Origin of the sequence: Maribacter forsetii DSM 18668 (assembly GCF_000744105.1) — a bacterium.
Taxonomy (GTDB): Bacteria; Bacteroidota; Bacteroidia; order Flavobacteriales; family Flavobacteriaceae; genus Maribacter; species Maribacter forsetii.
Genome location: NZ_JQLH01000001.1, coordinates 1,480,931 through 1,493,583, shown reverse-complemented (window position 1 = coordinate 1,493,583; position 12,653 = coordinate 1,480,931). Strand labels below are relative to the sequence as shown.

Here is a 12,653-nt window from a genome sequence, read left to right as displayed (position 1 = left end):
TTTTTTATAATACCAATAGTCCATGATCACGTAAACCTGTTACTTGCTTAGAATACCAAAACAGCTCAAAGTCTTCTAATTGAGATTCGTAATCTTTTTTCAACTGACCGTAACTTACAGGTTTATTTTCAGGCTTCACTTTTTCTAACGTAGACAACAACCATTCTCCTTTATCCCTATCTACGGTTATCTCATACAAATCAGTATTGGTATGAAAACTGAATTCTAATTTCTGCCAGGTCATGCCTTTTTTCTTCTTTACACGTTCGGCAGTAATAGGCATTGGACCTATCCATGCTATTTTAGCGGTTGATTTTGTAGTTAACACCATTTCTTGTTGCAGGCAATTGTAAATGTAATCTGCGGTTATGGTAGAAGGTGGAATCTTAAAATCGAACCATTCTTGCAAACTCATATCAAAACCGATACCGTGCATAAAATTGAAAAGCGATTTTTTTAATCCGAAACTGAACTTACTGTGGTCAACCCCCGTTTTATCTTTAAAGTCAATATCGTTGTTCGCAAAGCTGATGGTTTTTAAATCTGGCATAACTCCGTATTCTTCCGGATGTAAACCAACGGGACTATGAGCCGTTAATGCAAATTGATGCCAAAAACCAGATTGAATAATACCCAATTCAAACAACTGGCGCACCATTTCTAAACTATCAACTGTTTCTTGAATGGTTTGTGTTGGGTAGCCGTACATTAAATAGGAATGCACCATAATGTTGGCTTCGGTAAAATTGCGTGTTACTTGCGCCACTTGCTCAACCGTTACACCTTTATCTATGAGTTTTAACAATCGGTCAGATGCCACTTCCAATCCACCAGAAACCGCAATACAACCCGATGCTTTCAAGAGATAACAAAGGTCTTGGGTAAAGTTTTTCTCAAACCTGATATTCGTCCACCAGGTAATAGTCAAATTTCTTTTTAAAACCTCTAAAGCAAAAGCTTTCATTAAAGAAGGTGGTGCCGCTTCATCTACAAAATGAAATCCGGATTCCCCGGTTTGTTCCACTAATGTTTCTACACGGTCAACCAACAAACAAGCCGCTACAGGTTCATATATTTTTATATAATCTAAAGAGATATCGCAGAAAGTACATTTACCCCAATAGCAACCATGAGCCATTGTAAGTTTGTTCCAACGACCATCGCTCCACAAACTGTGCATGGGGTTGGCAATTTCAATGACGGAAATGTAATTGTTTAATTGCAGATCGGCATAATCTGGTGTACCAACATCTTGTTGTTTGTAATCTTGCCTTAAACTATCGTTTTTATAAACCACTTTACCATCCTCTAATACAAAAGCACGCTTTAACTCCCCTTCCTCATTGACCACATATTGATGTACCAATTCTAAAGGAAGCTCACCATCGTCTAAGGTTATAAAATCGAAGAATTCAAATACACGAACATCGGTAAGGCTGCGTAGTTCTGTATTTGGGAATCCGCCACCCATGGCAATTTTTACATCAGGATAATTTGATTTTATAAATTGGGCACAACGAAAAGCACTATATAAATTACCCGGAAAAGGAACCGAAAAGCATACCAATTTTGGTTGTACTTCTTCTAACTGTTCTTTTAAAATCTTTAGCGTTAACTCATCAATAAAAGTAGGTTCTTCGTTAAGATGATTATGAAGCTCATCGAATGAATTGGCACTGCGCCCTAATCGTTCTGCATACCTACTGAATCCGAAATTGGGGTCTATACATTCTACTATAAAATCTGAAAGATCTTCAAGATATAAGGTTGCCAAATGTTTGGCTTTATCTTGCATACCCATATTACCAAAAGCCCATTCTAAATCATCTAACTGTTCAAAACGAGAAGCTTGTGGCAAAAAATTATCGGTACATAATTGCCTAGCCAAGGTGTCATTTTTTCCTTGCAAAAAGAGAATGACAGCATCTAAGGTTTTCAAGTAATCATTACGAAGCGCATAAATTCTTTGACAATTTTCAGTCACCATGGCATCCGAAGAAAAAGCCATGTCAAAAAGTTGCTGAAATGTATCTTTATTAAAGAGTTCTAGAATCACCTCAATCCCTAAATCGGACTGAAAAGAAGAAATACTCTTTGTATTCAAAAAACCTTTAATATAAGCCGTTGCCGGATAAGGAGTATTTAATTGGGTAAAAGGTGGTGTTATTAAAAGAAGGTCTTTCACAAAGTTATTTTAGAACAATGCTGCAAAGATAACAGTTACCTCATTCATTATTCAATATCTCACGCACGGCCTGCTGATATGCTCTTGGATTATTAGCCTTTTTTATCTTTTTGAATGCCTTATGCGGATTAGAAGTTGAAAGTGCAAAGTATTCCCAGAAACCCCGCATTTTCATTTTTATAGGTGTTGGTCCTGATAATGCTTCATCATACTGCTGATAGATGGTGTCGTGAAATTCGGAAAAAATCTTCCAGCGGTCTTTTGGATATTCCGTCGTATTGTTTTTAATCATACTTGGCAGAAATGGGTCGGCAATTAAACCTCTTCCCATCATAAAGTTTTCAATTGTGGGGAAGCGCTCTTTCATTTCCTGAAACTTCGCTACTGTAGTAATATCGCCGTTATAGTATAATGTATGTTTAGTGCTATCAACACACTTCTGAAAAGCATTAAGGTCTACTCCGCCCTTATACAATTGCTTTCCAATACGTGCGTGAATAGCAATATTCTTTAACGGGTAGGTATCTAGAATAGGAAAAACATCTAGAATCTCTTCTGCATTTTCATACCCCATTCTCATTTTCATAGAAACCACCACATCGGTTTCTTCGTGCGTACGTTTTAAAATATGGTCTATTTTCTCTGGATTACAAATGAGTCCGCTCCCCATACCTTGTTTGGTTACCATGGGGTAAGGGCAACCTAAATTCCAGTTCAATTCCTTGTAGCCTAAACTCTGAATATATTTTACCACAAACAGGAATTCATCGGCATCACCGGTCATTACCTGTGGTATTACTTCTAAGGTGGTATTATTCTCTGGCTGTAAATCTTTCTGATACGAATTCTTAATCACCATTTTACCGTTTAAGCGAATGTATGGTGCATAGAAGGTATCGATACCTCCAAAATATTTATGGATAGCATTTCGGAATCTAAAATCGGTAAAGCCCTGTAATGGGGATGATAATAAGGTAACTGACATGTATGTATTACTGCGTTAGGTGCAAACTTTTCAGTTTTGCAACAACAGATTCAGCTGCAAAAATAGCGCCTTCCATGTAACCAGAGTGATGTTTTGAGGTTTCTGCACCAGAAATAAACAATTTATTATCAAATAAGGGTACTTGATACATTGCATGACCTCCGTTTTGATGCGGAAACAAATTATCTGCTTGTCTATGAGATTTGGTAAACTCTTCATTATACCAAGCCGTTTCATGATATGATATATAATTTAGCGCATCATCCCCAAATACCAATTTCAATTGTGCCTCGATTTTTTCAATTCGCTGTTCTTTAGTAAAACGAGCACAGCTACCAGAAGCAAAACCAACTAAGGCGTACGATTCATTTTCTAGATTAGATTGATCGTAGAATTCGGTCAAAGGTCCTACATTACTAAATATCGTACCCGACTTACCTTGCGCTCTCCAAAACGGCTTTTTATAGGTTAGGGCAACTTTTATGGAATCTTGCATCCACGTATGAGTTTGTTCAGCCAATGAAACCAACTCATTTGGTAATTGAGGCGTAAATGTTATTTGATCTATTAACGCTGCCGGTGGCAATGTAGTAATAACAATATCTGCATTTAATGTGCGAGAATTGGTTTTCACTTCAACATTATCATCAATCACATTTACCTCACTGACCTCTTCACTTAAAAAAATAGTATTTGGTTTAAGTTTAGCAGCTATTGAATTGAGTAAATCAATAGTTCCGTTTTTAAATCGGTAACTAGGACTATCATTTGGAACCGCTATTTCTTGTGGTGGCACATTTGAAAATGTTTGAAAATAAGATGTACCTGTCATAAATTGTTCGAAGTACGGAACTTTAAATTCCTCTATAATATCTACCAAATGGTAATGAGCCTGATTAAACCAAGTAGCTCCCATTTCAACTTTAGTATTCCCAGATTGGAAGGTATGTATTCTACCTCCTATTCTATCTCGTGCCTCTAATATTTTGACATCAAAGCCAAGTTTTTGTAAACAATACGCAGTTAACAAACCCGATAATCCTGCGCCGATAATTACTACCGATGTATTCATGTTGTTAAGTTATTCTAATTAAAATAAATGATAAAATAGCTATTGCCAAATTTGTTGAGTACCTAATTTTACTGTCAGTTCCAGTGATTTTATTCCCTTTTTAGGAACATAAATTGAATCGAGAACCTTTTAGACAGAAAGGTTCTCGACACACTCTATTTTCAATGAAAATATTGTAAAATGAAGCACTCGAACTGACATTATTACTTTTTACACTCATTTGGTAAAAAAAATCATCAAAGCTTTGATTGGAGTACGCTAACGGTTACCAATAACTGACCAATATGTCTTTGGCTATGCTCCGCAGCGTGAAACAAGAGACCGATTACGGTAGATGGTAATTTCTTTCTACCCACCGTTCTTTTTTCGGTAAATGAAGTTTCTGGTAACGTTTTAAAATATGCTAAAGCTTCCGCAACCTTTGTTGAAAACTGCTCTTGCAAATCGGCTACTTCAGTAGTTAGATTAAAAGAACCCTCAGCTTTTAGAAATTGAAACTGCTCCTCTGATAACGATTCACCTTTGGCATACGTTAACATTCTGTCCAAAACACCTGTAATATGATTCATATGAAAACCAACAGAAGCTCTACCTGCAGCTTTAGCCCAAAGTAATTCTTTTGGGAAATCTTGAGTATACTTTTTAAGCTCTCTTTCAGATTGCAATAAAGCATGTGCGGCTGGTTGCAACAAATCTGGCACGTCCTGAATAGGTCCACTTAACCAAAATTCATATTCTTCATTTTCCATAATCAATCTTCCTAAATAATTCTATTTTTAAAGTCTCTCTTGTATAGCAGAACTTACTACGTAAAATAGAATAATTAAAGGAATTGCCATGAACTTCATGGTAACGATAAGCACTAAACTAATTATCAAAAAGATATAACGCATAGCATTATCCTTAAAGCTAGTATTCTTGAATTTTAAAGCAAAAAGCGGCAAATTAGCATTTAACAGATAGGCACTTACCAAAGTTAAGATGATTAAGAACCATTGATTAAGAATAAGACTATTTAAAAAATCATTGTTTTGATACAGAAGGATTAATGGTAGTGACAAAATTAAAAGTGCATTTGCAGGAGTTGGCAGACCTATAAAAGAAGACGTCTGATTTTCATCGATATTAAATTTCGCTAATCGGTATCCAGAAGCCATTGTCACTATAAATCCAAAAAACGGGATCAAATGAATGTATTGAAATTTACCAGCCTCCATAAATAAGTGAGCACCATCTCCCCATTCACTCGTTTGAGACATTGCCAATAATTGAAACATGACAACACCAGGCACAAGTCCGCTCGTAATCATATCCGCCAGAGAATCTAACTGTAAACCCAGTTCACTTTTTACATCTAAAACACGCGCAGCCAATCCGTCAAAAAAATCAAAGAAAATACCTAGTGCAACAAATATAGCTGCAAGTTCTAATTTATTCATGACAGCGAACATAGTAGCCACACAGCCACAGAACACGTTCAAAAGAGTAATAAAATTGGGTATATGTTTTTTCATAATCGTCGGTCTATAATCACAATCTCAAAAAGGCAGAAAACCTTATCTCAATTATTGCTCTAAATTAATATAATTATATGGTGGTATTGGTATTCTGAGCTAAAAAGCTCTTAGACCATTGATATTCTGTAACGCTTTAGAAGTTACTCATTGAAATTAGGGAAGTACAACAATCAAATTTACAATCACTTAAGCACATGGTATTAAAATATAAACTACCTTTTAAAGGGTCATATCACAAATTAGTTCTTAAATGAAAAATATTATGCATGCATAGTATTGTTTAGTTGATATTTTAGAATTAAATTATAGCCTTTGTAACAATTTCAGAAGAAAATTGAAGTTTTATAACAAATATTTATAAATACTAACCATTAAATACATTGCCAAAAAATGAAGATTAAAAAGGTTTTAGTAGCCAACAGAAGTGAAATTGCAATTCGTGTATTACGTGCCTGTACAGAGCTAAACATTAAAACAGTTGCCATTTATACTTATGAAGACCGCTATTCTCAACACCGGAACAAAGCCGATGAATCTTACCAAATAGGTGAAGACAATCAGCCATTAAAACCTTATTTGGACATTCCGCAGATTATAGCTTTGGCAAAGGCTAAAAATGTAGACGCCATTCACCCAGGATACGGCTTCTTATCTGAAAACTCTGAATTTGCAAGACAATGTGCCGCTAACGGTATTATTTTCATTGGTCCAGATCCAAAAGTGATGGATGCTCTTGGGGATAAAATTACCGCCAAAAAAGTTGCTGTAAAATGTAATGTTCCCATTATTGAAAGCAATAAAAAGAAACTGACATCTTTAAAAGTCGCATTGGCTGAAGCCGCAACCATAGGATACCCGATAATGCTAAAAGCCGCCTCTGGTGGTGGTGGCCGTGGTATGCGAATCATTAGAAAAGATGAAGATCTAGAAATGAATTTTGATTCTGCCCGTAACGAAGCATTAAACGCTTTTGGCGATGACACCATGTTTCTTGAAAAATATGTAGAAGACCCTAAACATATAGAAGTACAGATCGTAGCCGATAACCACGGTAATATTCGCCACTTGCATGAACGTGACTGTTCTGTTCAACGTCGTCATCAAAAAGTAGTAGAAATTGCACCTTCGCATAATGTCAGTGAAGAAGTAAAACAGAATCTTTACAAATATGCCGTTGACATTGCCAAAGAGGTCAACTATAACAATATTGGAACGGTAGAGTTTTTAGTAGATCCTGATGACAACATATATTTTATCGAAGTAAACCCAAGAATACAAGTTGAACATACGGTTACAGAAATGGTTACCGGTATTGATTTGGTAAAAACACAGATATTCGTTGCCGGTAATTACAAATTAGATAGCCAGCAAATAAAAATATATGGTCAAGAGACCATTGCTACGTATGGCTTTGCCCTTCAATGTAGATTAACTACTGAAGACCCGGTTAATAATTTTACCCCGGATTACGGCACAGTGACTACGTATAGAAGTGCCTCTGGTATGGGTATTCGTTTAGATGCAGGTAGTATTTACCAAGGCTATCAGGTGAGTCCGTTTTTTGATTCCATGTTGGTAAAAGTTTCCTCGCACGGTAGAACACTAGATGGCGCTACACGTAAAATGGTACGTGCATTAAAAGAGTTTAGAATTAGAGGTGTTGAAACCAATATTCATTTCTTACAGAACGTAATTCAGCATCCTACTTTTAAGGATGGCAAGGTTACGGTAAACTTTATACAGAACACCCCTGCCCTATTTGATATAAAACTTTCTCAAGATAGAACCTCTAAGGTGGTGAACTTTTTGGCAGAGGTAATTGTCAATGGTAATTCTGATGTTAAATATATAGACGAAAACAAAGTTTTTAGAAACGCGAAGGTTCCAAAATTCAATCCGTTAGAAGCTCATCCGAAGGGAACAAAAGATATGCTGACCGAAATGGGTCCGGAGAAATTTTGTGCTTGGTTAATGGATGAAAAGAAGATTCATTATACGGACACCACCATGCGCGATGCCCATCAATCTTTATTGGCAACAAGAATGCGCACGTATGATATGTTGCGCGTAGCGGAGAGTTATGCCAAAAATCACCCAAACACATTTAGTATGGAAGTTTGGGGCGGTGCAACTTTTGATGTGAGTATGCGATTCTTACATGAGAGTCCGTGGACTAGGCTACGTGAACTACGCAAAGCTGTACCTAATATATTATTTCAAATGCTTCTTAGAGGCTCAAACGGAGTTGGTTACAAGGCATACCCAGATAATTTGATTGAAAAATTCGTTGAGAAATCTTGGGAAAACGGCGTAGATATATTCAGGATTTTTGATTCGCTCAATTGGGTGAAAGCTATGGAACCTAGTATTAACTACGTACGAAACAAAACTGGCGGTATTGCCGAAGCAGCGTTGAGTTATACAGGAGATATTCTTAATGTAAACGAAACCAAATACAACTTAAAATATTATACGCAACTTGCAAAAGACCTAGAAAATGCCGGTGCGCATATGATTGCTATAAAAGATATGGCGGGACTTTTAAAGCCGTATGCTGCTACGGAATTGGTAACCGCGTTAAAAGACACGGTTAAGCTACCTATTCATTTACATACACATGATACTTCTTCACTACAAACAACTACCTACTTAAAAGCAATTGAAGCAGGTGTTGATGTTGTTGATGTTGCATTGGGCGGATTATCCGGCTTAACATCTCAGCCCAACTTTAATTCGGTAGTTGAAATGATGAAGGGTCAGCCAAGGGCACATGAGTTTGATATGCCGAAGCTGAATCAGTTTTCTAACTACTGGGAAGATACAAGAGAGTTATATTATCCTTTTGAATCCGGATTAAAATCTGGTACTGCAGAAGTCTATGGTCATGAAATACCTGGCGGACAGTATTCAAACTTACGCCCGCAAGCAACAGCATTAGGTCTTGGCGATAGATTTGATGAAGTAAAGAAAATGTATGCCGATGTAAATAAACTTTTTGGAAACCTGATCAAGGTAACTCCAAGTTCAAAAGTTGTTGGCGATATGGCCATATTTTTGGTTACGAACGAACTTACTACAGAAGACGTCATGACACGTGGTGAGGAAATATCGTTCCCAGATTCTGTTATTAGTTTCTTTATGGGAGATTTAGGTCAGCCCGTTGGCGGATTTCCTAAAAAGCTTCAAAAAATCATTCTTAAAAACAAGAAGCCTTATACAAATAGACCGAATGCTCATCTAGCACCAACAGATTTCGATAAGGAATTCAAAGCCTTTAAAAAGAAGTTTCAAAAAGGATTTACACGTGCTATAGAAATGGAAGATTTTCTTTCGTATACCCTATACCCAAAAGTGTTTGAAAAAGCACATGAAAATTATAAACTATACGGTAACCTAGCATTGGTACAAACAAAGCATTTCTTCTATGGCATGAAACTTCGTGAAGAAACCTTAATAGAATTAGAACCAGGTAAGACTGTAATCGTAAGATTACTTTCTGTAGGTATACCGAATGAGTTAGGTATGAGAACCGTATTCTTTCAGGTAAACGGGGAAAATAGATTCGTTGATGTTTTAGATACTTCCTTAAATCTAAAAATTGAAGAAAACGAAAAAATAGACCCAGCAAATGATGATCAGATTGGAGCGCCATTACAAGGGTCTCTATATAAAGTTTTGGTCAAGAAAGGCCAAGAAGTAAAAGAGAACGATCCTTTATTCGTTATTGAAGCCATGAAAATGGAAACTACGGTTACCGCATTTAAATCTGGTAAAGTAGCATCAATTAGTTTAAAAGAAGGTAGTATGGTAAAGCAAGATGATTTGGTGGTAACCATTTCATAAGTTCAGTAGTACTTTTTTAGCACATATTTTTTAAGCCACCTATTTTAGGTGGCTTTTGTTTTAACGTTTACTTGTTTGCTTAATAACAAGTAATTAAAAAAGCTACATTTTTTCTATTTTCGAAATCATTTTTTTAGAATTTTCATTGTCCGGATTGATTTCCAAGGATTTATTATAATTATTAAGAGCTTCTTTTATTTCCTTATTTTTAAAAAATGCATCACCTAAGCCACTATAAGATTTATCAGAAGGGAATTTAGATACCATCAATTCACATATAGAAATGGCTTTACCTACTTGGTTCTCATTTAACATTCTTGACCCTAAAAATTGTAATGCTTCTTCTGATTCAGACGGCAATTCCGAAACTAGCAATTTTAAGATTTTATGTGCATCTTTATTTTTATCCATTTCAAATAACTTGTATGACAAACGTGCAAGCTCCCATTTATCTGAAAAGTTATAAGTACTAAAATCCGACTCCTTTAAACTATTATAATAAGCAATCCCTTTGTCCACATCATTATAAGTTTTTTCTCGTATAGTTAAATACACAGATTTTTGTGGTATATAAAAGTCTTTATCATTTAAAATTTGAGTAATCGCCTCTCGAATTTCTCCAATTTTTAAACTCTTACTATTTGTCATTAAAATTATCGAAGAATTATCCGTTAAATTGAAATGTACAATAGACTCATAATTCATTGATGAGCCATGATGTTCGTAACTAATCAACTCTCCATTTTTAAATTTACCATTACCTAAAGCAGATTGACTTTCATCTGAATAAGCTTCAAAAAGCGAGTATAATGACTCTTTAGAAATAATTTTATTAGACATTAGTTTTGTGGTCCAAATTTCCAAATCGCCAATTGACGGGCATACCCAACCAGACATTTTCAATTCCAATTCGTGATCATTAACTTCATTACTATTAAACCCTCTTACAAAATTAGAGTTAGCATATTGATGGTCAATAACGGAATTATTCATATTTAAAGGCTCTAGAATATCTTCAAGTAAAAATTCGTTAAAAGATTTACCAACAACCTTTTCAATAATGAGCCGTTGAACAAATATGTTATTATTACTATAGAGATACCCTTTTCCCGGCTCAAACTCTAAAACTTTTAGATATTTTAAATTTTGATAAATATCATTATCCCCATGTGTATTTTCCCAGTCAATTAAAGGTAAACCACTAGTATATTGTAAAAGGTTTTTAATAGTAACATTATTTGACCAATCAGGAAATCCCAATTCATATTTCGAAATTTTATCATCTAAAGTTAATAAGCCCTTTTCCTTTAACATCATAATGGCAACAGCATTGAACTCCTTAGAAATTGATCCAATATCAAAAACTGATTTTTTGTTAAGCTCATGAGTTTTACTTCCATCTGTAAAGCCTTTACTTCCACTATAAATATATTGCCCTTGGTTTAAGATTAAAGCGTTACCATTGAAAATACCACGCTGATAACAAACCTCTAACAAAGAATCAATTTGGCTTTTATGTTTAGTTTGCCCTTGGACTTGCAAAGTAAATAACACATAAAAAATAAAAAAAGATAGAAAAGACAGCTTCTGCATAAGATGATTGATTGATGAATTATCTTAAAGATGCTTCTCTTTGGTAATTGTTACACTTGTAGCGCATAAAAAATATAAAATCAAAGCAATAAATAAAATTGACAATCAGAACCGAAATAATATTGCCTAATCTACTATCACCATTTCAGCTAAATACTTATTTCTAAACCATTCAATCTTTAAAAAGTTAATTGAGAGAAATTTAAAAAATCCAACCTACTTCAAGTCTGTTATTATTTGCATCTTTGCAGTTGCTATGAACTAGTAAAAATATGTTCAGAAAAATCACATTTCTTTTAGTACTCTTTTTTACTGCATCTTTGAGTCTTGCTCAAAATGCACAACTATCACCATTATCAAAAATCAGCTTATTGACCGTTGGTACAGGTGAAGATTTAGCAGCCAAATTTGGGCATAGCGCTATAAGACTACAGGACCCAACTCTAGGTATTGACGAAGTTTACGGTTACGGAACTTACGATTTTGAAGATCCTAATTTCTATCTGAACTTTACACGTGGTAAACTATCATACACCATTTCTAGAATTCCGTTCAAGTATTTTGAGTACTCTTACCAGCAAGAAAAACGATGGATAAGGGAACAAGAGCTAGATGTCAATTTAGAACAGCGCAATAATATTATCACTTTTTTAGAGCACAACTTACTGCCCGAGAACAAGAAGTATAAGTATGACTTTTTGTTCGATAATTGTGCCACTAGAATACCTCTGGTATTTGAAAAAACTTTGGGTAATACCTTTAAATTCGATTATAACCACCTAGAAGAGCAATTAACATTTAGGGAGTTGATTCGTCTAAAATTGAATCCGAATTCGTGGTCCAATTTTGGTATTGATTTAGCTTTAGGCTCTGTAATTGATAGAGAGGCATCGCCTTACGAGCATTTGTTCTTACCTATTTATGTGTATGAGCAAATGAAGCACACCACTTTAGATGGCAAACCTATAGTTAAAAAGGAAACTCTATTATTAGACATACCAGAACAAGAAGATAGGTCTCCCCTATTTTTAACCCCTTTATTTTGGCTAAGCATAGTATTGCTTTTGGTCTGCTACATTACGTATACGGATTATAAAAATCTTCGCAGAAATAAATGGTTAGACTTCGGGTTATTTACTGTAACCGGACTAGCAGGTGTACTTATATTATTCCTGTGGTTTGCAACAGATCATTTAGCCACCAAAGCCAACTTCAATTCCCTTTGGGCATTTGCACCAAACATTATCATAGCATTTATAGTAATCAAAAAACAGATTCCATCATGGATGATTACTTACATCATATTTTTAACCATATTATTGGGTATCACTTGTATGCTGTGGATGTTTAAAATTCAAGTGTTTTCCATATTATTAATCATCGTTTTACTAGCATTAGCTATTCGCTATGTTTACCTCATTTATTATTTTAAGAGTAAACAACTAAGTAAAAAATAAA

At 35.1% G+C, this 12,653-nt stretch carries 8 protein-coding genes; 2 read left to right on the top strand and 6 right to left on the bottom strand.

Annotated elements, in window-relative coordinates; translation table 11 throughout:
* Positions 1-4: 4 nt before the first annotated feature.
* The 5 genes from P177_RS06325 to P177_RS06305 all read right to left on the bottom strand — a co-directional run bounded on the left by P177_RS06325 (position 5) and on the right by P177_RS06305 (position 5,756).
* The gene (locus tag P177_RS06325) at positions 5-2,185 is read right to left on the bottom strand and encodes a B12-binding domain-containing radical SAM protein (RefSeq protein ID WP_036153052.1); all 2,181 of its coding nucleotides are present in this window, start codon (positions 2,183-2,185) and stop codon (positions 5-7) included.
* A 40-nt stretch (positions 2,186-2,225) separates the two neighbouring features.
* Complete coding sequence (locus tag P177_RS06320; protein WP_036153051.1) at positions 2,226-3,170, bottom strand: tRNA dihydrouridine synthase; 945 nt, start codon at positions 3,168-3,170, stop codon at positions 2,226-2,228.
* A 7-nt stretch (positions 3,171-3,177) separates the two neighbouring features.
* Positions 3,178-4,242 (bottom strand): flavin monoamine oxidase family protein, encoded by a 1,065-nt coding sequence (locus P177_RS06315; protein ID WP_036153049.1) that lies wholly within the window; start codon positions 4,240-4,242, stop codon positions 3,178-3,180.
* A gap of 236 nt (positions 4,243-4,478) precedes the next feature.
* Positions 4,479-4,991, bottom strand: a complete 513-nt coding sequence (locus tag P177_RS06310; protein ID WP_036153048.1) for a DinB family protein — start codon at positions 4,989-4,991, stop codon at positions 4,479-4,481.
* Positions 4,992-5,018: 27 nt separating this feature from the next.
* The gene (locus P177_RS06305) at positions 5,019-5,756 is read right to left on the bottom strand and encodes a CDP-alcohol phosphatidyltransferase family protein (protein ID WP_036153047.1); all 738 of its coding nucleotides are present in this window, start codon (positions 5,754-5,756) and stop codon (positions 5,019-5,021) included.
* Between the two features lie 393 nt (positions 5,757-6,149).
* On the opposite strand from P177_RS06305, the gene P177_RS06300 reads away from it, so the two are divergent.
* Positions 6,150-9,602 (top strand): pyruvate carboxylase, encoded by a 3,453-nt coding sequence (locus P177_RS06300; protein ID WP_036153046.1) that lies wholly within the window; start codon positions 6,150-6,152, stop codon positions 9,600-9,602.
* Positions 9,603-9,704: 102 nt separating this feature from the next.
* Here P177_RS06300 and P177_RS19350 read toward each other — a convergent pair whose 3' ends face one another.
* On the bottom strand, positions 9,705-11,195 hold the full coding sequence (locus P177_RS19350; protein ID WP_051941737.1) for a serine hydrolase domain-containing protein: 1,491 nt from the start codon (positions 11,193-11,195) through the stop codon (positions 9,705-9,707).
* Between the two features lie 272 nt (positions 11,196-11,467).
* Here P177_RS19350 and P177_RS06290 point away from each other — a divergent pair, with 272 nt between their 5' ends.
* Complete coding sequence (locus P177_RS06290; protein WP_036153045.1) at positions 11,468-12,652, top strand: lipoprotein N-acyltransferase Lnb domain-containing protein; 1,185 nt, start codon at positions 11,468-11,470, stop codon at positions 12,650-12,652.
* Position 12,653: the final 1 nt, after the last annotated feature.